Annotated in this window: 26 protein-coding genes; 4 read left to right on the top strand and 22 right to left on the bottom strand. The window is 40.3% G+C overall.

The genetic code is table 11. The features are described from left to right. Nucleotides 1–5 precede the first annotated feature (5 nt). From mutL to rpsJ, 14 genes are all read right to left on the bottom strand, one after another. Nucleotides 6–1,853 carry a DNA mismatch repair endonuclease MutL gene (mutL, locus tag I6F43_RS09555; RefSeq protein ID WP_121953733.1) on the bottom strand — a complete coding sequence of 616 codons (1,848 nt, stop codon included), beginning with the start codon at nt 1,851–1,853 and terminating at the stop codon, nt 6–8. Nucleotides 1,854–1,889: 36 nt separating this feature from the next. Further along, the gene (locus I6F43_RS09550; RefSeq protein WP_007586394.1) at nt 1,890–3,233 is read right to left on the bottom strand and encodes an N-acetylmuramoyl-L-alanine amidase; all 1,344 of its coding nucleotides are present in this window, start codon (nt 3,231–3,233) and stop codon (nt 1,890–1,892) included. A 27-nt stretch (nt 3,234–3,260) separates the two neighbouring features. Beyond that, nucleotides 3,261–3,728 (bottom strand): tRNA (adenosine(37)-N6)-threonylcarbamoyltransferase complex ATPase subunit type 1 TsaE, encoded by a 468-nt coding sequence (tsaE, locus tag I6F43_RS09545; RefSeq protein WP_024608194.1) that lies wholly within the window; start codon nt 3,726–3,728, stop codon nt 3,261–3,263. Nucleotides 3,729–4,216: 488 nt separating this feature from the next. Then, on the bottom strand, nt 4,217–4,474 hold the full coding sequence (rpsQ, locus tag I6F43_RS09540) for a 30S ribosomal protein S17 (RefSeq protein ID WP_002957888.1): 258 nt from the start codon (nt 4,472–4,474) through the stop codon (nt 4,217–4,219). Beyond that, complete coding sequence (rpmC, locus tag I6F43_RS09535) at nt 4,474–4,665, bottom strand: 50S ribosomal protein L29 (protein ID WP_002957889.1); 192 nt, start codon at nt 4,663–4,665, stop codon at nt 4,474–4,476. Before rpmC ends, rpsQ begins: the two co-directional genes overlap by 1 nt. Continuing rightward, nucleotides 4,665–5,078, bottom strand: coding sequence for a 50S ribosomal protein L16 (gene rplP, locus I6F43_RS09530; protein WP_002957890.1), 414 nt, complete (start codon nt 5,076–5,078; stop codon nt 4,665–4,667). Before rplP ends, rpmC begins: the two co-directional genes overlap by 1 nt. A 12-nt stretch (nt 5,079–5,090) precedes the next feature. Next, nucleotides 5,091–5,792 (bottom strand): 30S ribosomal protein S3, encoded by a 702-nt coding sequence (rpsC, locus tag I6F43_RS09525; RefSeq protein ID WP_002957891.1) that lies wholly within the window; start codon nt 5,790–5,792, stop codon nt 5,091–5,093. A gap of 11 nt (nt 5,793–5,803) precedes the next feature. Next, complete coding sequence (rplV, locus tag I6F43_RS09520) at nt 5,804–6,136, bottom strand: 50S ribosomal protein L22 (RefSeq protein ID WP_002957892.1); 333 nt, start codon at nt 6,134–6,136, stop codon at nt 5,804–5,806. A 13-nt stretch (nt 6,137–6,149) separates the two neighbouring features. Further along, the gene (gene rpsS / locus I6F43_RS09515) at nt 6,150–6,428 is read right to left on the bottom strand and encodes a 30S ribosomal protein S19 (protein WP_004588689.1); all 279 of its coding nucleotides are present in this window, start codon (nt 6,426–6,428) and stop codon (nt 6,150–6,152) included. Between the two features lie 15 nt (nt 6,429–6,443). Then, nucleotides 6,444–7,268 (bottom strand): 50S ribosomal protein L2, encoded by an 825-nt coding sequence (rplB, locus tag I6F43_RS09510; protein ID WP_002957895.1) that lies wholly within the window; start codon nt 7,266–7,268, stop codon nt 6,444–6,446. Nucleotides 7,269–7,283: 15 nt separating this feature from the next. Next, nucleotides 7,284–7,586, bottom strand: coding sequence for a 50S ribosomal protein L23 (gene rplW / locus I6F43_RS09505; RefSeq protein ID WP_002957896.1), 303 nt, complete (start codon nt 7,584–7,586; stop codon nt 7,284–7,286). After that, complete coding sequence (gene rplD, locus I6F43_RS09500) at nt 7,583–8,188, bottom strand: 50S ribosomal protein L4 (RefSeq protein ID WP_002957897.1); 606 nt, start codon at nt 8,186–8,188, stop codon at nt 7,583–7,585. The genes rplW and rplD overlap by 4 nt, the downstream gene beginning before the upstream one ends. A 17-nt stretch (nt 8,189–8,205) precedes the next feature. Further along, nucleotides 8,206–8,841 (bottom strand): 50S ribosomal protein L3, encoded by a 636-nt coding sequence (gene rplC / locus I6F43_RS09495; RefSeq protein ID WP_002957898.1) that lies wholly within the window; start codon nt 8,839–8,841, stop codon nt 8,206–8,208. A gap of 27 nt (nt 8,842–8,868) precedes the next feature. Further along, nucleotides 8,869–9,180, bottom strand: coding sequence for a 30S ribosomal protein S10 (rpsJ, locus tag I6F43_RS09490; protein WP_002957900.1), 312 nt, complete (start codon nt 9,178–9,180; stop codon nt 8,869–8,871). Between the two features lie 417 nt (nt 9,181–9,597). On the opposite strand from rpsJ, the gene plsB reads away from it, so the two are divergent. Further along, nucleotides 9,598–12,036, top strand: a complete 2,439-nt coding sequence (gene plsB / locus I6F43_RS09485) for a glycerol-3-phosphate 1-O-acyltransferase PlsB (protein ID WP_101217114.1) — start codon at nt 9,598–9,600, stop codon at nt 12,034–12,036. A 21-nt stretch (nt 12,037–12,057) separates the two neighbouring features. On the opposite strand, the gene tesB is transcribed toward plsB, so the two are convergent. After that, nucleotides 12,058–12,915: an acyl-CoA thioesterase II gene (gene tesB, locus I6F43_RS09480; RefSeq protein WP_002957902.1), complete on the bottom strand. Its 858-nt coding sequence runs from the start codon at nt 12,913–12,915 to the stop codon at nt 12,058–12,060. A gap of 77 nt (nt 12,916–12,992) precedes the next feature. Between tesB and I6F43_RS09475 the strand changes: the two genes are divergently transcribed. Together I6F43_RS09475 and I6F43_RS09470 are read left to right on the top strand one after the other, a co-directional pair. Next, nucleotides 12,993–13,451, top strand: a complete 459-nt coding sequence (locus I6F43_RS09475) for an EVE domain-containing protein (protein WP_197102050.1) — start codon at nt 12,993–12,995, stop codon at nt 13,449–13,451. Between the two features lie 69 nt (nt 13,452–13,520). Beyond that, nucleotides 13,521–14,555: a hypothetical protein gene (locus I6F43_RS09470; RefSeq protein ID WP_007587047.1), complete on the top strand. Its 1,035-nt coding sequence runs from the start codon at nt 13,521–13,523 to the stop codon at nt 14,553–14,555. Between the two features lie 36 nt (nt 14,556–14,591). On the opposite strand, the gene I6F43_RS09465 is transcribed toward I6F43_RS09470, so the two are convergent. Next, nucleotides 14,592–14,789: a PLDc N-terminal domain-containing protein gene (locus I6F43_RS09465; RefSeq protein WP_007587044.1), complete on the bottom strand. Its 198-nt coding sequence runs from the start codon at nt 14,787–14,789 to the stop codon at nt 14,592–14,594. After that, the gene (locus I6F43_RS09460; protein ID WP_007587041.1) at nt 14,789–15,856 is read right to left on the bottom strand and encodes a potassium channel family protein; all 1,068 of its coding nucleotides are present in this window, start codon (nt 15,854–15,856) and stop codon (nt 14,789–14,791) included. Before I6F43_RS09460 ends, I6F43_RS09465 begins: the two co-directional genes overlap by 1 nt. A gap of 169 nt (nt 15,857–16,025) precedes the next feature. Between I6F43_RS09460 and I6F43_RS09455 the strand changes: the two genes are divergently transcribed. Beyond that, nucleotides 16,026–17,336: a short-chain fatty acid transporter gene (locus I6F43_RS09455; protein ID WP_197102041.1), complete on the top strand. Its 1,311-nt coding sequence runs from the start codon at nt 16,026–16,028 to the stop codon at nt 17,334–17,336. 46 nt (nt 17,337–17,382) lie between these two features. Here the strand turns inward: I6F43_RS09455 and I6F43_RS09450 are convergent, their stop codons facing one another. The 5 genes from I6F43_RS09450 to I6F43_RS09430 form a co-directional block, all read right to left on the bottom strand. Continuing rightward, nucleotides 17,383–19,533 (bottom strand): peptidase domain-containing ABC transporter, encoded by a 2,151-nt coding sequence (locus I6F43_RS09450; protein ID WP_197102039.1) that lies wholly within the window; start codon nt 19,531–19,533, stop codon nt 17,383–17,385. A gap of 26 nt (nt 19,534–19,559) precedes the next feature. After that, entirely contained in the window at nt 19,560–19,862 is a 303-nt protein-coding gene (locus I6F43_RS09445) for a hypothetical protein (RefSeq protein WP_139047204.1), read from the bottom strand. Nucleotides 19,863–19,996: 134 nt separating this feature from the next. Next, nucleotides 19,997–20,182, bottom strand: a complete 186-nt coding sequence (locus I6F43_RS09440; protein WP_007587028.1) for a hypothetical protein — start codon at nt 20,180–20,182, stop codon at nt 19,997–19,999. Between the two features lie 12 nt (nt 20,183–20,194). Beyond that, complete coding sequence (locus I6F43_RS09435; protein WP_007587027.1) at nt 20,195–20,338, bottom strand: class IIb bacteriocin, lactobin A/cerein 7B family; 144 nt, start codon at nt 20,336–20,338, stop codon at nt 20,195–20,197. 202 nt (nt 20,339–20,540) lie between these two features. Further along, the gene (locus I6F43_RS09430) at nt 20,541–21,782 is read right to left on the bottom strand and encodes an HlyD family efflux transporter periplasmic adaptor subunit (protein ID WP_197102037.1); all 1,242 of its coding nucleotides are present in this window, start codon (nt 21,780–21,782) and stop codon (nt 20,541–20,543) included. Between the last annotated feature and the right edge of the window lie 2 nt (nt 21,783–21,784).

Below are 21,784 nucleotides of genomic sequence, written 5' to 3'. Positions count from 1 at the left end.
ATACCTTAATCTAATTGCATTAAATAGTGATTTAGCTCTATTTTAACTGCTTTTTCGCGTAAGCGTTCAATAGTTTGCGGATTATTTTGTAAGCGCATTTGTTGCGCTAAAAACACATTGCTTAAATAAAACCGGGGAGGTACACATTTTATCTGCCACTCTAACCAATTCTCTATATTTTCAAGCCCTGTTTTACACCCATCAAGTAGCTCACCTATCGCTGTACTTACATCAAGTAAATATAAGCACGCTGGCAATTTTTTAACCATTACAAACTGTTTTTCTATTACGAGTTCAAAACCAAGTAAAGTAAACCACGATTGCTGAGCTTCTATAAGTAAGCAATCTTCTTTTGATAAGTTTACTCTTACGGGCAGCAAAAGGGCTTTCCCTTCTAAACTTCCGGACTCTTTAATTTGATTATGCCAATCATCTACCAATGCATATTTGAAATGTGAGCAATACAATTGCTGCTCAACACTAAATACACACGCACCTTCATTAACACTGATGATTGAAACTGTCTTTAAAACATTATGCGCAGACTCTAACTGGTGTTGTGCTACAGGTATGTTTGCTACATTATCAAAATGCGCAGCGTGTTGCTCACTCACACCTTGATAAAACGCGTTTACATCATGATGGCTTGTACTTGGTGTAGCACGGTATGCCCCGCCACCGCCAACACTTCTAGTACCTGATGACGAACTACCAGCACTTCCTGAGTAAGAGGGCTGTAATTGCGATTTAGGGTAATCAAATACTCCATCCGCTTTTGTATCATTAGAACTACTATGCGCTGACCCCATAAACACAGGCGCAGATTCCATCTCAGAGCTAAGCGGTTCATTCGTAAACTCACCTTGCAGCGGCACTACCACTTGCTTAATAGCCTGTAATATAAAGTCATGAATTAAGCGCCCTTGATGAAAACGCACTTCATGCTTAGCTGGATGAACATTTACATCAACCTGCCGAGGGTCTATATCAATATAAATGACAAAACCGGGTAATTCTTGTGTTCCACTTACTTCTTCAAATGCCTGGCGTATAGCATGCAGAATAAGTTTATCGCGCATCATACGATTATTAACATAAGTATACTGAGTCGTATTAGCTGAACCTACAGGTAGCACCCAACCATGCAGCTGTAAGCCACCCTCTCCTGATTGAATATGCAAACCTTGCTCAGCAAAAGCCTTACCTGCAACTTGCGCTACACGTGTAATAGCCTGAGAGGGATCTGTCTTCGCACGATACTGCCTTACTACTTTTTCGTTGTGAGTTAGTGTAATAGAGACATCAAAGCGACTAAGCGCAATACGCTTTATCAACTCATCAATATGGCTAAATTCAGTTTTTTCGGTACGCAAGAATTTACGACGAGCTGGGGTGTTAAAAAATAAATCTTTTACTTCAATGGTTGTGCCATCAGGGTGCGCTACTGGCTTTACTTGCACGGCCATATCGCGACCTTCTGCAAATGCTTGCCAAGCAGCTTCTTGATCTTTTGGTTTTGAGCTCAGCGTTAAACGCGATACAGAGCTAATTGACGCAAGCGCTTCCCCCCTAAAACCAAGTGAACAAATATTTTCAAGGTCATCTAGAGATTTTAATTTACTCGTAGCGTGACGAGAAAGCGCGAGCGTTAGCTCATCTTTACTTATCCCTGAACCGTTATCACGTATACGAATAAGCTTATGACCGCCACGCTCTATATCTATCTGAATACGTGTAGCGCCAGCATCTAAACTGTTTTCGACTAGCTCTTTTACTACCGACGCTGGGCGCTCAACCACTTCGCCTGCGGCAATTTGGTTAGCTAAACGCGCGGGTAATATTTCAATATTCATGAGATTTCCTAGCAAGCATTGCGCTAATAATAATGACTAACTTTGTGGTATATCGAGCTCTTGCCCAATAAACAAAGTATTAGAGCTAAGCTTATTAACTTGTTTTAATTCAGTGACTGTAATGCCATAGCGACTCGCCAACATACTTAAAGATTCACCCGGGCGTACCTTGTGCTTTGTTGGATATTGCGACTTTAATTTAGCAAATAAAGAATCATCAGGTGGATTTTTTAAATAGTAATTTTTAATTGAAGTAAATATAGCTTTAGCCAAACGCTCTTGATGGTTAGCACTTTTAAGCAGCTTTTCTTCTCGTGGGTTAGATATAAACCCTGTTTCTACTAAAATTGATGGGATATCTGGTGATTTAAGTACAGCAAGACTCGCATGTTGGGGATCTTTTTTATGCAGCTTAGCAACTTTACGTAACTCTTTAACCACTTCGTCAGCTACGTTTAAGCCAGTTTTCATAGAGTGATCCATCGACATATCAAGTAATGCTTGCGCTAAGTATTTTTCGTTAGCGGCATCTTTCATTACATCCGCAGCGCCACCTAAAAGCTCAGAGTGCTTTTCTTTATCTTCTATCCATTTACCTATCTCTGAATTAGCACGCCTTAACGACAACACCCAAACAGAGGCACCATTTGGTCCCGGGCTCGTAAATGCATCAGCATGAATAGAGACAAAAAAGTCGGCCTTTTTTTCACGAGCACGATTGGTACGCGTATTAAGTTTTACAAAGTAGTCACCGCTTCGTACCATGCGCGAAATCATCCCACGTTCGCCATCAATCATGCGCTCTAAACGTTTTGCAATTTGCAGTGTTACTGTTTTTTCGTACGTGCCAGAGGGACCAATTGAACCTGGATCTTCGCCGCCATGACCCGCATCAATTGCAATCACAATATCGCGCTCTTGGCTTAACTGGCGGTTTTTAGCTGCTGTTTGAGCAGGAGAAACAACTGTGGCAGCTTGGCTTTTATTGTATAAATCAACAACGAGCCTATTTTTATAAGGGCCTGTAGGCGCTAAAGCAAATACAACTGGCTTTACTGGTGCGTTTAATTCAAACACTAACCGAACACTGTGCTTATTTTTAGGTTTTGAGTAGCGTAGCTTGCTCACTATTTGATGTTTTGGTGGTACACCTGGTAGTATTTTTAACTCGTTAGTGTTTTCTAAATCAATTACTAAGCGGCTTGGGTTTTTAAGCATGAAATAGCTAAAGTCAGGCTTATCATTTAAATCAAATACCACACGCGTACTATCAGGGGACGGCCATACGCGTACACTATTAATTGTATTTTTGGCCCACAGCGGCAAGCTTATGGTAATAACCATAAGGTAAATAAAGAGTTTAACTACACCTCGGCTCATTTGATAATTACTGCCTTAACTATATTATTATTTGTTATTTAGTTTTTCGACAATTGCTACACCACGCTCACTGGCGCTATTAATAACAATTTTACGTTCGTTACCCATATAGCTTAGAGTAATATCTAAATCAGGCACAGGAATAAATTCACCACCTTTTTCAGGCCACTCAACAACGCAAATTGCATCTGGTGAAAAATAATCGCGTATTCCCATGTATTCTAGTTCTTCAGGGTCACCTAAGCGGTATAAATCAAAATGATAAACATTTGCGCGCTCGAGTTCATAAGGTTCAACAAGTGTATACGTTGGGCTTTTAACTTTGCCTGTATGTCCAAAGCCTTGCACTACCCCTCTTGTAAACGTTGTTTTACCAGCGCCTAAATCACCATGTAAATAAATAACCGCACCTTGCTCTATAATATCAGCAACGCGATTACCCATTGCAACCGTGGCTACTTCATCAGTCAAATGAAATTCAAAACTACGCGTCATTACTACCTCAAAAATTCATTCAAAAGCGCATATTTGCTAATCATACCAGAATATTAATTTAAGGCGATAAATTGAGGTTTTAGACATAAAAAAACCAGATAAGCTGATAATGAAAGTTGTGTATGGATGTCTATTTTCGATACTTTGAAACTGTATTATTGTAATAAAATAAGGTAAGTGAGTTCTCAGACTAAAAGATAGTAAAAGAAAGGTAACACCACGAATTAGATGACCCCATATTGGCATTAAATTAACTGAGATATGTAAGTTTATTATCTAACTTCTTCTGATTCAGTAGATGGTTCTGCTAGCAAAAAAGTAACTGGTAAATGAAGCTCTCAACTACTCCCCAAGATAACTTTGTATTTTCAGATAGAAGACTAATCCAGGTGACCCGCTCACCCTAGTTTACTGTTTGCAGGTGCTTTAAATACAAAAAGCCCCAGCTAATGCCGGGGCTTTTTTACAAAACTAACTTAATTAAAAAATTAAGCTTGTTTTGGACTAGAAATAACGTCTACTAAAGTCCAAGATTTATTCTTAGAAATTGGTGCGCATTCACGGATAGTAACTACGTCACCCGCTTTTGCTGTGTTATTTTCGTCATGTACGTGTAACTTAGTCGTACGTTTAATGAATTTCCCATAGATTGGGTGCTTCACATAACGTGCGATAGCGATAGTGAAAGATTTTTCCATCTTGTCGCTGATTACACGGCCTTGAAGAGTACGAATTTTATCGCTCATTATTGACCTGCCTTCTGGTTAATAACTGTTTTTACACGCGCGATATCGCGGCGTACTGTTCTTAGCGTGTGTGTCTGAGCTAACTGACCAGTGCTAGCTTGCATGCGCATATTAAATTGCTCACGAAGTAGTCCTAGAAGTTCAGCATTAAGCTCTTCTACGCTTTTGTCTTTTAGTTCGCTAGCTTTCATCACATTACCGTCCGAGTTACGAAAGTTGTTTTGAATGGCAATTTACGAGCAGCAAGGTCGAATGCTTCACGAGCAAGCTCTTCTGAAACACCTTCCATTTCGTAAAGTACTTTACCAGGCTGAATTTCAGCAACCCAATATTCAACAGAACCTTTACCTTTACCCATACGAACTTCAAGAGGTTTTTCTGTAATCGGTTTGTCAGGGAAGACACGAATCCAGATTTTACCTTGACGTTTCACGTGACGCGTCATAGCACGACGAGCTGCTTCGATTTGACGAGCAGTCATACGGCCACGGCCAGTTGCTTTCAATCCGAAAGTACCGAAGCTTACTTTGTTACCGTTTTGCGCTAAACCGCGGTTGCGGCCTTTGTGCATTTTACGGAATTTTGTACGTTTTGGCTGTAACATTAGTCGCTACCTCTACTTAGCACTTTTCTTGGCTTTCTTTGGTGCGCGTTTAGCTGGCTTCTCTTGCTCTTGTACTAGTGGTAAACCACCAATAACTTCGCCTTTGAAGATCCAAACTTTAACACCAATGATACCATAAGTGGTTAAGGCTTCAGAAGTTGCGTAATCGATATCAGCACGAAGAGTATGTAGAGGTACACGACCTTCACGATACCATTCTGAACGTGCGATTTCAGCGCCGCCAAGACGACCGCTAACTTCAACTTTAATCCCTTTAGAACCGATGCGCATTGCATTTTGTACCGAACGCTTCATAGCGCGACGGAACATAACACGACGTTCTAGTTGAGAGGCAATGCCGTCTGCTACTAGTTGTGCATCTAGTTCTGGTTTACGTACTTCAGAGATATTAATCTGAGCAGGTACACCAGCGATTTTAGTTACCGCTTGACGTAATTTTTCTACGTCTTCGCCTTTTTTACCGATAACAACACCCGGACGAGCCGTATGAATTGTTACACGGATTGATTTTGCTGGACGCTCAATAACGATTTTAGACACAGAAGCCGTTTTCAATTCCTTAGTAAGGAATGTACGAACTTTGTGATCGCCAAAAAGCTGTGCAGAGAAATCTTTTGAACTCGCGTACCAGGTAGAAACCCAAGGTTTAGATATACCTAGGCGAATACCAGTAGGATGAACTTTTTGTCCCATTACTTATACTCCTAGCTATCTGAAACCATAACAGTGATATGGCTTGTACGCTTAAGGATGCGGTCTGCGCGTCCTTTAGCACGAGGCATAATACGTTTCATTGTAGGACCATCGTCCACAAAGATCGTTGTTATACGAAGCTCATCAATGTCAGCACCTTCGTTATGCTCTGCGTTAGCAATAGCAGACTCAAGTACTTTCTTAACTAATACAGCCGCTTTCTTCGGGCTGTACGCCAGGATTTCTAGTGCGCGATCTACAGGTAACCCGCGGATCTGATCTGCAACTAGACGTGCTTTTTGCGCCGAACCAGAGGCGAATTTATGTTTAGCTAATGCTTGCATTTATCTTCCCCTCTTATCGTTTCTTCGCTTTCTTATCCGCAGCATGGCCACGGTAAGTGCGAGTTGGTGCAAATTCACCTAGTTTGTGACCGATCATTTCGTCAGAAACGAAAACTGGTACGTGCTGGCGACCATTATGGACAGCAATGGTCAATCCGATCATGTTAGGTATGATCATTGAACGACGGCTCCAAGTTTTAATTGGCTTTTTCTCACCGCTTTCCAAAGCTTTCTCTACCTTCTTCAGCAAGTGTAGGTCTATAAAAGGACCCTTCTTGAGAGAGCGTGGCATGGCTATTCCTCAATATTACTTAGTACGACGACGTACTATAAATTTATCCGTACGCTTGTTCTTACGCGTCTTCGCACCTTTAGTCGGTTTACCCCATGGAGACACAGGATGACGACCACCAGATGTACGACCTTCACCACCACCGTGTGGGTGATCTACCGGGTTCATGGCAACACCACGAACTGTCGGACGAATACCACGCCAGCGATTTGCACCTGCTTTACCAAGTGAACGAAGCATATGCTCAGCATTGCCTACTTCACCTAGAGTCGCACGACAATCAGATTCAACTTTACGAACTTCGCCTGAACGAAGACGTAATGTTACATATTGACCATCACGAGCAAGGATTTGAACGTATGCACCAGCAGAACGTGCGATTTGAGCACCTTTACCTGGTTTTAATTCTACGTTGTGAACAGTCGAACCTACAGGCATATTACGCATTGGTAATGCATTACCAGGCTTGATTGGTGCATCAACACCAGACTGGATTGCATCGCCAGCTTTTAAGCCTTTAGGTGCGATAATGTAACGACGCTCACCGTCTGCATATAATACAAGAGCGATGTTTGCGCTACGATTTGGATCGTATTCTAAACGTTCAACAGTAGCTGGAATGCCATCTTTAGTACGTTTAAAATCGATTAAACGGTAGTGTTGTTTATGACCACCACCGATATGACGAACCGTAATACGACCATTGTTATTACGACCACCTGATTTAGAGTTTTTCTCTAAAAGTGGTGCGTATGGCTTACCCTTATGTAGATCAGAGTTAACCACTTTAACTAGGTGACGACGGCCCGCAGAAGTAGGCTTACACTTTTGAAGTGCCATAATTCTATCCCCTTATTACTCGGCGCCGCCGACAAAGTCTAGCTCGCTGCCTTCTTTAAGAGTAACGTAAGCTTTCTTCCAGTCGCTACGACGACCGAAACGTGCGCCAGTACGTTTTGTTTTACCCTTAACGTTAAGTGTGCGAACACCAGTTACTTCTACTTCAAAAAGCTTCTCAACTGCTACTTTAATTTCAGCTTTAGTTGCGTCATTTACTACTTTAAAAACAATAGTATTGTTTTCTTCAGCAGCAATTGTGCTTTTTTCAGAGATATGTGGAGCAAGGATCACTTTTAAAAGACGTTCTTCGCGAATCATGCTAGCGCCTCCTCAAGTTGCTTAACAGCAGCGGCTGTAATAAGTACCTTATCGAAAGCAATTAAGCTTACAGGATCGATACCAGCTACATCACGTGTGTCAACCTTATAAAGGTTACGTGCCGATAAGAAAAGATTTTCATCTACTTCTTCAGTCACGATAAGAACATCTTTAAGCTCAAGTTCTTTAAGCTTAGCAACTAGTTCTTTAGTTTTTGGTGCTGCTAGAGCAAAACTTTCAACAACGATTAAACGCTCTTGACGAACTAATTCAGATAAGATGCTTTTAATCGCACCACGGTACATTTTACGGTTTACTTTTTGGCTGTGGTCTTGTGGTTTAGCTGCAAAGCTAACGCCACCTGAACGCCAAATTGGGCTACGGATTGTACCGGCACGTGCACGGCCAGTACCTTTTTGAGCCCATGGTTTTTTACCACCACCGCTTACTTCAGAACGTGTCTTCTGAGCACGAGTACCTTGACGAGCACCTGCTGCGTATGCAACAACTACTTGATGTACTAATGCTTCGTTAAACTCACGTCCAAAAGTAGCTTCAGAAACTTCAAGACCGCCAGAAGCGTCTTTAATTGCTAATTCCATCACTAAATCTCCAGGACTTATGCTTTAACAGCTGGTTTAACGATAACGTCACCGCCAATAGCTCCAGGTACTGCACCCTTAACTAAAAGCAAATTACGCTCAGCGTCAACGCGAACTAGTTCTAAGTTTTGAGTCGTTACACGCTCAGCACCCATATGACCGGCCATTTTCTTACCTTTAAACACCTTACCAGGTGATTGGTTTTGACCGATTGAACCAGGAGCACGGTGAGATAGAGAGTTACCATGTGTAGCGTCTTGCATGCTGAAATTCCAGCGCTTAACACCACCTTGGAAACCTTTACCTTTAGAAGTACCGGTTACGTCAACCTTGTTGATTTCGTTGAATAATTCAACAGTAAGCTCAGCGCCTACTTCAAAATCGCCTTCACCACCGTTAAGGCGGAATTCCCACAGACCGCGACCCGCTTCAACACCAGCTTTAGCGAAATGACCCGCTTTAGCTTTGTTTACACGACTTGCTTTTTTAGTGCCTGCGGTTACTTGAAGCGCGTTATAACCGTCTGTTGCGTCAGATTTGATCTGAGCAATGCGGTTAGGTGTCGCTTCAATAACTGTCACAGGGATAGATACACCATCTTCAGTGAAGATTCGTGTCATACCCACTTTACGACCGACTAGACCTAATGCCATTTTCCTAAAACCTCTCTAATCTTTCGATTAACCCAGGCTGATTTGAACATCAACACCAGCAGCAAGATCTAAACGCATAAGCGCGTCTACAGTCTTGTCAGTTGGTTCTACGATGTCTATCAGACGTTTATGGGTGCGGATCTCGTACTGATCACGCGCATCTTTATTAACGTGCGGTGAAGTTAGTACAGTAAAACGTTCAAAGCGTGTAGGTAGTGGGATTGGACCACGTACTTGTGCGCCAGTGCGTTTCGCAGTTTCCACGATTTCTGCCGTTGATTGGTCAATCAAACGGTGGTCAAAAGCTTTTAGGCGAATACGAATGCGTTGATTTGACATTCTTAACCTCAATATAAAGAGCATATAAAAGAGCATAAAAAAACGACCGAAACAATCTTAAAACTTAAGATGTCGGCTGTTTGATTATATCTACGTTGAGTTCCAAATCGGAACTCCTGTTTATTAGCTTGAAATCCAAGCTTAATTTATCCTTTCTAATTCCCGGAGGAATTTTGAAAGCCTGCGTATTATAGAGGTATTGGTGATAAATGCAACAACTATTTAGAAACAATACAATGCCTATAAATTTGATTAAATAAGCACCCATACATGCTTACTAGCTATACTTGAACTAATACCTCTACTGTTAGTCAATAAACAAGTTAACACCTTAATTACGCAAACTAAGGGATTTTTAGATATTATGGTATCCTACTGCGCTAATTTTGCCCTTAATACTCTCAATATGGTGAGTCGATGCGTATTTTTAATTATTGTTTAAATGTTATGTCTGCTGGATTTAGCCGCTTATTTGTAAAAAGCAAAGTGCTGCCAGAAAATCCGATTAAACAGTATGATCTAAACCCTGAGTACCCTACATTTTATATAGTGCGTTTAAATTCACGATTTGATTTAGCGGCTCTCGCACATGCGTGTAAAAAAAATGGTCTACCTAGCCCAACCGAAGAGCAAGTATTAGGTAACCAAGATTTAGACCGTTTTATTGGTATTAAAAATCCACCACCACTGTTTGGTGATGAAGCTAAGCCAACCAATGCTTTAGCTCAAGGTAAACAAATTATTGAATACCTAATACAAAGTGGGCAGCAAAACGTACAAGTGGTTCCGGTTACTATTTTATGGGGTCGCGACCCGGGTAAAGAAAAGCCGGGGCTACGCACTTTAATTACGCACTCTCTAACTCCTAGCTGGTTTAGAAAGTTTTTTGTGGTGTTGTTTTCAGGACGCGACAACTTTATTCGCTTTAGCCAACCACTCGACTTATCGCTTTTAGTCAATGAAAAAGCCGATGTAAGCGAGTTACCACATAAATTATTACGTGTAGCACGTGTTCACTTTAAGCGCCAAAAGCTAGCTGCTACAGGCCCTAAAATGCCCTCTCGTGAACAATTATTTAATTCATTATTAGCGTCACCTACAATAAAAAAAGCAATTCAAGATGAAGCTAAAGCTAAAAACATTAGCCAAACAGAAGCCCGCCAAAATGCACTTAAGCTACTTGATGAGATAGCTGCTAATTACTCTGAAGCAATGATACGTGTGGCCGAGCGATTTTTAACTTGGTTATGGAATAAGCTCTATAACGGTATTGATATTAAACACGCAGAACAAATTCATGAACTAACAGATAAAGGCCATGAAATAATCTATATGCCTTGTCATCGCAGTCATATGGATTACTTACTGCTTACTTACTCTATTTATCATTTAGGCTTAGTTCCACCACATATAGCTGCAGGTATAAATCTTAACTTTTTCCCTGCCGGTGGCATATTTAGACGCTCTGGGGCATTCTTTATTCGTCGCTCGTTTGCAGGCAATAAACTTTATTCTGCAATATTCAAAGAGTATTTAAGCCAACTGTTTATTAAAGGTTACTCTGTTAAGTTTTACACGGAAGGCGGTCGAAGCCGAACTGGGCGCTTACTTCCACCTAAAACAGGTATGCTATCTATGACATTACAAGCAATGCTGCGCGGAATAGACAGACCAATATCTATCGTTCCTGTGTACATTGGCTACGAGCACGTAATGGAAATTAACACCTACCTTAAAGAGCTAGATGGAAAAGATAAAAAAGGCGAATCTATATTTGGTATTTTTAAGGCAATCAAAAACCTTAAAAACTACGGTCGTGGTAATTTAAACTTTGGTGATCCAATCTCGATTAACCAATACTTAAACGATAACCAACCTGATTGGCGTGATTCAATACACCCAACCGACGTGCAAAAGCCACAATGGTTAGCGCCACAAGTAACTAAACTTGCCGACCAAGTAATGGTTAAAATTAATAATGCGGCGGCGCTTAATGCGGTTAACTTACTAGCGATGATATTGCTGGTTAACGATAAACAAGCATTGAGTAAACCAAAGCTATTAGCACAACTTGATTTTTATCTGCGCTTACAGCGCGATGCAAGCTATAGCGATAAAGTAACCGCGCCAGACGAAACACCAGAGCAATTACTAACGCATGCATTAAAGCTGAATAAGTTTGAAGTTATCAGTGATGAATTTGGCGAAATTATTACTATTAGCGATAAAGAAAAAGTACTGTTTAATTACTACCGAAACAACATTTTGCACTTGTTTGCAGTACCAAGCTTAATTGCACTACATCTATTTAAACAACACAGCACAACTATTGAGCAATGCCAGCAACTTGTAAAAACGTTTTATCCGTTATTTGCTAAAGAATGGTATTTACAGCCTCTTGATGAAAACTATATAACGCGTATTTTAGCTAACTTTGCTGATCAAAATTTAATTGAGTTTGATGGCGATAACATTCATATAACGAACAGTAATGACTGCTTAGCTAAGCTAGAAATGCTTGGACGAGCACTTAGTTTTACTCTACAACGTTACGCTATTGTGATTGGTTTTATTCAAACAAGTGATGGCATTGAAAAAGCAGAATTAGAACGAGAGAGCCAAGTGCTTGCACAGCGTTTAGGCACACTGCATGGTATTAAAACACCTGAATTTTTTGATAAAAAAGTACTTGTTAGTTTTATCGAGAACTTACGTGGCGAGTCGTTAATAACAGAGGGTGATAAAGGCTTAGTAGGCAGTACACAACTTTGCGAAACCTACGCACACCTTAAAACATTACTGCCAGCACGCGTCTGGCAGTCAATCAGCGATATAGTACAAGATCAGTGTAACTAGTACTATATCTATAAAAGGGGGTTAGCGCTGACGCATAACCCCTTCTTGCATTGTTGAGGCAACCAAGTTGCCTTGGCGATCAAAAAACTGCCCGCGTACCAAACCACACCCATTACTCGCACTTGGACTATCAATTGAATACAAAATCCAATCATCCATTCTAAATGGGCGATGAAACCACATTGCATGATCAATAGTAGCTACTTGCATATTTGGCTGCATAAACGATACACCATGAGGCTGCAATGCTGTTGGTAAAAACTCAAAGTCAGAGGCATACGCTAATAAGTAATTGTGGATGCGCTGATCGTCTGGCATTTCACCATTAGCTTTAAACCAAATATGCTTTACCGGCTCCATAACTTCTGGTTTAAACGGGTTATGAAAAGTAACTGGTCGCATTTCAATTGGCATTTCACGCGTAAACTTATTACGGATGACTTCAGGGATATGCGAAGCGTTATCTTGGTAAAACTCAAGTGATGAACGTAACTCTTCAGGTGCGGGTACATCAGGCATTGTAGCTTGATGCGACAAACCATTTTCTTCACCCTGAAACGACGCTGTCATATAAAAAATTGGCTTACCGTACTGAATCGCTTTTACTCGGCGAGTACTAAAGCTCTTTCCATCGCGAATAGTTTCTACATCATAAACAATCGGTTTAGCTGGATCGCCTGGGCGTAAAAAGTAAGAATGTAATGAATGAACTATACGCCCCTCAGGTAGAGTTTCTTTAGCGGCAGAAAGCGCCTGCCCCATAACTTGACCGCCAAACACAGCACCAAAGCCTAAATCTTGGCTTTGTCCTCGATATAAACCTTGCTCAATTTCTTCAAGTGTTAACAACGACAATAAATCATCTAATACTTGGCTCATTACTTCTTCCTCATTACCCTAGTATCTAAATGATACTATACAATAGTGGGAAGTAAATATTTGTTAGGAATACTGTTATGGCTTACTGGCTATTTAAAACTGAACCCGATGCGTTTTCATTAGATGATTTAAAAAACGCACCAAAACACACGACTCTTTGGGAAGGCGTGCGTAATTACCAAGCGCGAAACTTCATGCGTGATGGCGTTAAGGTCGGTGATTCAGTGATGATTTACCATTCAAGCTGTAAACACGTAGGTGTAGCGGGTATTGCCGAAGTGGCACACGATGCCTACCCAGATCCTACTCAGTTTGATTTAAGTAGCGACTATTACGATGCAAAAGCCACCAGCGACAAACCACGCTGGGTTGTTGTTGAGGTTACTTACCAAAGCCATTTAAAAAAATTAATTAGCCTTAAAGATATTAAAGCCAATAATAATATTACTGAAATCGCACTTAAAAAAGGCGGACGACTATCAATAATGCCTGTTACTAAAAATGACTGGGATGAAATAATCAAAATGGCGCAGTAACACCCTCTCGGTTTGACCTAATTTCATTGAGTTTGATATGATCTACGCTGACTTATAGCTGGAGGATTAATGAAATTACTGTATTGGTTAGATGAATGGTTAACTCTCCCGCGCAATGAGCAACAAACTCGATTACCCATGACGGGTAGTGATTTACTCGGCGATGTATTTGTTAAGTATGATTTTGTTGACGTTAATAAGCCCCTGCTTTTTACCTTTTCACCCGCAGGCACTAACGTGCAAGAGCAAGATCTTCACCCTGATTTTGCACCATGGGGTTATCACTTGGCTCAAAAACAAAACGTAAACGTAATCGCTTTTCAGCATTTAGGTAAAAGTAATTGGTTTCGTAATCGTAATTTAATCTTTTTTCTCGAGCAATTATCAACATTACTTACGCCGTTTAATTGTCGATTAGGCTATGGCTTAAGCCGTGGCGGATTTGCTGTTGGCGCTTTTGCTAAACTATTAAAGCTAAACCAAGTACTGTTCTTTCACCCGGTAAGTACTAAAAATAAAGAATTAGTACCGTGGGATGACCGCTCTAGTACCGATATAGCTCAGCAGTTTGACTGGCAACAAGATTATCACGATCTAGATTTAGGAGATGCCCAAGGCTATATTATTTACGATCCTACTAATCGTATAGACCGAATGCACGCCAAGCGCTATAAGCAGTTAACTCACTTGCGAGTATTTGGTATGGGACATGGCACACACGCTACATATTTGAATAAGTTTGGGTTTTATAAGCAAGTAGCCGTTGATTTCATTCAACATCAGCAAATCGATATTGCACAGTTTCGCCTGCAAACCAAAACCTTACGCTTAAAAGAAGATTATTATCAAAGTCTCAATACGGCTAATGCAGATTCCCCTCATCGTTTAGCATTATTGAGTACAGCGCATAAAATTTTAGCTGATGAAAAAGAAGTGTATGTACAAGAGCATCAAGCAAAAATTGATATTCAGCCATTAATAGATGTGGCACTTAAGCACCAAGATGAGCACCCTAATGATGCTATTCAGCTATTAGAAGTCGCCCAGCAACTTCTACCTGACGACCCTCTAATTGAGCATAAACTCAAACAGTTGGAAGAGTAATTATTCCAACGAAAACGGCTATAAAGGCTAATTACTCTATTTAGCCTTTTTCTTTTTGTGCCTATGCTTGGGCACAATGGTAAAGTACATCATTAAACCTAACCAAGAAAATATAATGATTCCCATTAGCCAGCCATTCTTTTCATGACCCTGTGTACGCTTACTGTTAAGTACAATAACGACAGGTAATATGTAAGCACTTAAAACAACAATTAAAAATACAACTTCATTCATTATTTTTCTAGGCTCGACCAGTCTACTTCACTACTTAATACTCGATCTACCGATATATAGTGCAAAATATCGCCTTCACTTACTTTGTAATCTAATGGTGGGTTTAAATCCATATTTTGCGCACTTAAATTATGGGCAACACCTAACAGTATTGCATCATGCTCAAGCTTAAAATGATGAAACAAAGTACCAAACTCCATATCTTTGCAGCCACTTGGTACTTTCAAGCTAAATTGTGTATCGCCGTGCAAAGTAGATAGCAGCTCCTCTTGCACACGGCTCGAACCTGGATCTTGCATTGAGCGTACGAGTATCTCAGCTGATTTTGCACTACTACACTCTACATTTTGGCAATGCTCTAACATCATCTCAACTTTGGTTTCATCCAAAAAGTGAGCACTTATATGGCAATCATCTTTTACTAAGCGACTAATGCGCAGGGCTGTTGTAAATGTCTGATCGTCATCTTGACCATCAATAATCACTTTATCAGCACTACGAATAGCTACCCGCTCTAGTTCAGCTAAATTAGTGAAGCTCGTTAAACGTGCAAAATCAACGCTTTCGTTAGCTAAAAAAGGATGATCCATTTGCTCTGTTACCGCGAGTAAAATACGACGGTCAGTACGTTTCGTATCTGCCAAAATGTAATCAATCATCTTTTTTGTACGAGTGTCGTGCCAACCAAAAATAATAATATGGTGGTTACTGTGGGCAAAGTTTTTATCACCAGTCATAGCGCGCCTAATTAAGTAAGTAACAGTTTGTCCTGCTTTTCCTAGCAAAACACCAAATAAAGCTAAACCAAATGGAATTTGTATTAATGCAACCACCCAACGACCAAGATCAGTAGTTGGACTAAAGTCACCATATCCCACTGTTGATGTTGTTACTGTGTAATAGTAAAAAAAGGTAGTAAGCGAGGTTAACGCTTTCTCATTCGCTATAAATAGTAAGCTCCATGTTAATAGCATATGAGTCAAAATAGCTAATGCCACTGCTTGCCAACTCAACTGATCTATATGAGCGCGAACAAGTAACGCTAGCCTTTTAAATATCACCGGCATAATACAAAGTCTTCGTTAGTAAATTATCTATAAACAGTACGTTACTGTAAGCGATGCTTTTAAGCAATGTTTAAGCTTTTAACCACAAATATAAGACTAAATGCTGTTTGCCAATGGTGATTTTTCATGATTAATTAGCGTTAAAATAATAACCAAAACAGTTGTGCTTATGCTTAATAAAATAGCCCGCCCTTTTACTAAAATTGTAGAGCGCTATCTTCCCGACCCTTTTATATTTGTAATTTTACTTACAATAATTACTCTTATTAGTGCGAGCTTATTTACAACCGCAACCAACATTGAAGTATTACAAGCGTGGGGAGGTGGATTTTGGAACTTATTAAGTTTTGCTATGCAAATGCTACTAGTGTTAATTACAGGCTACATGTTGGCAAGTACGCCACCTATAAGTAAGTTATTAGAAAAACTAGCAACACTCGCAAATACAGCACCTAAAGCAATTATATTGGTAACGCTTATTTCGCTTTTAGCGAGCTGGATAAATTGGGGATTTGGCTTAGTTATTGGTGCCCTTTTTGCCAAGGCAATTGCTAAACATACTCGTGTTGATTATCGATTATTAGTAGCCAGCGCTTACTCAGGTTTTGTTGTATGGCATGGCGGATTAGCCGGTTCGATTCCTTTAACTATCGCAACCGATGGTCACTTTTCAGAGGCCAGCATTGGAATTATTAGTACAGAGCACACTTTATTTGCGGGCTTTAATATAGCCATATTAGTTGGTTTATTCATTATTATGCCGCTCGTTAATCGCTATATGCTGCCAAGCGAGCAAGAAAGCGTATATATCGACCCAGCTCTTTTACAAGAGACAACACCTAAGCCCACAACAATAACTAGACCCGCCCAACATTTGGAACAAAGTAAACTACTCGGTATGGCAATTGGCTTATTAGGTTTGGCATATTTAGGTTATTACTTTTTTATTGCTGGCGGAAACTTAAACCTTAATAGCGTTATTGCCGTATTTTTGTTTTTAGCTATTACGCTGCATCAAACACCCCATAAATTACTTAACAGTCTGCAACAAGCAATTCCAAGCGGGGCTGGCATTGTTATTCAATTTCCTTTTTATGCAGGCATCATGGCGGTAATGATTGATAGCGGATTAGCACAACAGATATCACGTGGCTTTATTGCCGTTGCAGATGCTGATAGCTTGCCATTTTTTAGTTTTATAAGTGCAGGGCTCGTTAATATGTTTGTCCCCTCTGGCGGTGGCCAATGGGCTGTACAAGCACCTATTGTAATACCTGCAGCACAAGAGCTAGGTGCTGATATATCGCGCGTTGCAATGGCTGTTGCATGGGGTGATGCGTGGACTAATTTAATTCAACCTTTTTGGGCGTTGCCCGTATTGGCTATAGCAGGCCTAAAAGCAAAAGATATTATGGGGTTTTGTGTTGTGCAGTTATTTGTAACTGGGGTTTTTATATCGCTGGTATTGAGCTTTTATTAAATGTAAACATAATAAAAAGGCGTGTAATACACACGCCTTGATTGTTTTATGCACTCTCGCTCTGCTGTTGTAGCTCCACCAACCTACCCTCTTTCAGTTGATAGACTTTGCTGGCCATGTTAATGGTTTCTTGGCGATGAGCAATCATAATCCGTGTGATGGGTAAGTGCTGAATTTGTTCACTTATTTTCGCTTCGTTGTCTTTATCTAAATGACTAGTTGCTTCATCCATAAACAACACGCAGGGCGATTGATACAATGAGCGAGCAAGAAGTAAACGCTGTACCTGCCCGCCCGATAAGTTTGATCCCATGTCCCCAACTAATGAGTTATAGCCCATAGTCATTTTGGTAATATCATCATGAATAGCCGCATGACGAGCACACGTCTCTATTTTTAAATAATTCGGCTGTGGGTCAAAAAAACTGATGTTATCAGCGATTGAGCCAGCTAACAATGTGTCATCCTGCATTACTGCAGCTATTTGTTTGCGGTAGTTTTTAAGGCCAAGCTGAGTAATATCTTTGCCATCAAGCAACACAGTCCCTGAGGTTGGCTGTAATAACCCTAGCATTATTTTCATCAACGTAGTTTTACCCGCACCTGACGGACCCGTAATCGCAATCGAGTCACCTGAATTCAGCGTTAAATTAACATTGTTTAAAATCGGCACTTGCTCTTCACTGTAACTAAAGCAAATATTTTCGAGCGTAAGCTGACCTCTCACTTTACCTTCGTCATCACCTGTATAGGCCATTTCACCGTCACGATTAGCTTCTTGTTTCGTGAGTGCTATATCTGCAATACGGTCTAAGTGTAAGCGCATCATTTTGAATTGAATGATTTGTTCAATTAAGTTGGCAAAGCGGCTGGTTAACTGGTTTTTATAAGCAATAAACGCCAGTACCATACCAACAGACAAGCTATTGCTTATAACTAGTAATGCAGCAAAGTAAATCACTAATACATTTTCAAGGCCAAATAACAGCTTGTTAAATGAATCAAAGCTAATGTTTAAACGCCCTAAACGAATTTCACTGTTTATTACCTCTGCATAACGGTTTTGCCAAATTCCTTGGCGCTGCGATTCATTACCAAACAATTTTATAGTTTGCATACCCCGAATATTTTCTAAAAAGTTCGATTGCTCTTTGGCAGATGATTGAATCATTTCTTCGGTGGCTTGATGTAGTGGACGATACAGCGCTAAACGTACCAAGGTATATAGTACAATTGCACCAACAACTACCGCAGTGAGTTTTAGCGAATAAATTAGCATCATAATCAATACGGTAATGCCCATTACGCCATCGACCAGTGTTTCTACAAACCCTGTAGTTATGCGCTCCCGTATTTGCGCTAATGAGCCAAAGCGCGAGACAATATCGCCAATATGGCGGGACTCAAAATAGTTCATTGGCAAGCGCAATAAGTGCCTGAGCAAATTCACGCCCATTTGCATATTGAGCAAACTCGAAAGCCGTAAAATTAGCCAACTTCGTACCGCATTAGTCACCACTGAAATTATCGCAATCAGAGCAAAACCCATGGCAAGTACCGTTAATAACGATTCATCAAAACTAATGAGTACTTCATCCACCACCCACTGCATATAATAAGGGGTCATCAAAGCAAATAATTGCAATACCAGTGACAACGCAATCAGTTTTATTAGCCCTGCTTTTAAGCCCTTCATTGAGCTCCAAAGTTGGGTAAACTTCATCTGTGCTTGTTCTTGTTTGGCTTCAAACTGACTGGTTGGAGTCAGCTCTAAACAAATACCGGTAAAGTGTTTACTAAACTCATTACTATTTAAACTGCGTTTACCTACAGCAGGGTCATTAATTGCAAATTTAGCTGCAACACCTTTGCTAGAGACTTTGGTCAGCACCACAAAGTGATTCATATCCCAATGCAATATACACGGCGTTTGCAGTTTATGAACTTCATCAAGCGGGCATTGTAGCGCACGGCTAGCTAGCCCTAAATTATCACCTAGCTCAATCAACTGCTGTAAGTTCATACCCTTTAGATTAGCCGAAAAACGTTTTCGCATGGCAGGCATATCCAGCTTATGACCGCGATAACATGCCACCATAGCCATTGAGGCAAGGCCGCATTCGGCTATTTCGGATTGGAGAATCACTGGGACTGGTTTTGAGAGTGAAAAAGTTATAAGTCCATTTGCAGAGTTCATAATTACCTTAGTCAAACAACATTTTATTAATCAAGCTCATTTTTTGAGAAAATAGCCATTGAATCTAACTTCAGCATAACTCGTATTACTATCGCGGAGACACCCAAAGTACAAGTAATAATCCAAAAATCAACTAGCTCTAAGGCACCATTGAGGCTTAATCTTAAAATAATAAAATTACCTCCCATAAAGAAAACCATAGAGATAAAAATATATAACGCCCATTTTTTATTTTTATATATACCCGTTAGAATAGCTAAAGAAAACCCAAGAGTTACAGTAAAGAAAGCTAGCTCACCGTATGAAATTACATTATCACTAAGCAGCAAATTTACGTCTTTTATAATTACATATACAGACCCTAGGACTATCAAAGAACACATTGCAAAAATTGATACGATCGCGGATAGCTTCATTTTAAATAAAGAAGGGAATAAATCCCCTTCTATCTCCTCTATTATAATTACTCAGCGGCGTTATGATATACTGCAGCTATACCACCTACAATTGCACCAAAACCAGCTCCAATCCCAATTGCAGTAGCCAAACCGCCTGCAGTAATCGACGAGCTAGCATATAGACCAGCAATAATAAAAGGTAGTGGGCCACCATTTATTTCTTGTATTTCATTACTTGTTAATTCTCTCATTGCAAGACCCTCCTATTTTCTAATTGCATTATAAGTTGCTATACCACTAATGATTGCAGCAAAGCTTGCAACTTCTCCATAGACTGCTATTGCTACAAACAGGGGGAATGGACCACCACTTACTTCTTTAAGTTCATTTACATTTAATTCACGCATAATGTTATACTCCATAAATCCGATGCTTTTTAGTTAAGTCATCGGGTTGTTAATATGCTCCCCTTCAATAAAGGTGAGCGATTAATAGGCTGGCTTTAGCTGCTCGCTAAAGTTAACTAAAGCTGGCCGTCTTTTTCGGTTGTTTGCATTTAGCAAACCACCAAAACTTTCAAATTTTTCTTTATTTCATAAAGCGCTACACTTAACTTACTCGCCCTTTTAGGCTGTACAGTGGCTCGAGTAACCACTCGATTAATGTGCGCTGCTCCAACATAATATCCGCCTCAAACAACATGCCGCTTTTCAGCTCAAACGCCTTACCATAGGCCTGCATTTGTTGTTGGCTGAGTCTTGCTCGCAAGCGATATACTGGCTCTTGCAGTGCTATAGGCAAACGTATTTCATTTGGGGTAATGAGTGCTTTGTCGATGCGGATAATTTTACTGTTAATGAAACCAAAGCGTTGATAAGGGAAAGCATCAAAACGCAGGCGCGTATCGTTACCTAGCTGTATAAAGCCTGCTGAACGTGTTGGTAGCAGCAACTCTGCTACTAGCTCTGAGCCTTCGGGAATAATATGCAACAGTGGTTTGGCTTGGGTAAGTGTTTCGCCTTCAACCACTTGAATGCCAGTAACAACACCGCTGTTACTGGCTGTTATGGTATATTGATAGTTACTTTTAATTTGTGTGAGCTGGTTTTGAATATCCGCTTGTTGGCGTTTAAGACTATTTATACGCAACGTATACTGCTGGGGCACATTGGCAATATTAAAGCTAAGTTGACTTAATTGGTTTTCTTGCTGCATCAGCAAGCGCGCTAGGTTTTGTTTTTCTTGCTTAGCATCTAACAGGGCTTGCTGCTGTTGCTCTCGCTCGATGTTTGATAAAAAGCCATTTTTATTAAGTTGATTAAGGTTGCTTTGTTGGCGGTTAAGTAGCCCTAATTTTTCATCAGCCAGAACTAGTTGACTTTGTAATGCAGCTTGCTCATTAGTAAGTGCACGTTTTTGCGCTTGCAAGTTAAGTGACTCTTGCTTTTTTAGGGTAAGGTTTTGTGTTATCTCATCATTGAGCAACTGTATTTGCATACTTAGCTGCTCAACAAGCTGGGTACTCAAGGCTATGCCTTGGCTGTTATTTTGTTGCACAATAATGGTCGCCAACGGCTGACCTTTAGTAACGGCATCACCCTCTTGTACAAATAGCAGCTCAATCATACCACCTTGACTAGCAAAGCTTTGGATTATCCCTTTATTGGGTATTAAAAACCCCCGAACTGTTTCCTTGCGGGAATACTCTGCTGTAAATAAAAAGCTTATCACTACAATCGCAATACATACCAAAACAAATACGATAAGTTTTATTGATAGTGGTTGTGCTAGCGTAATCACACCAGTTAAACGCTCACTTTGCTGAGCGACAGCTTCCTTTCTAAATAACATCC

The sequence above is a fragment of the Pseudoalteromonas sp. NZS71_1 genome (assembly GCF_015864305.1).
Taxonomy (GTDB): Bacteria; Pseudomonadota; Gammaproteobacteria; order Enterobacterales; family Alteromonadaceae; genus Pseudoalteromonas; species Pseudoalteromonas arctica.
This window is presented reverse-complemented; position numbering and strand designations above follow the sequence as displayed.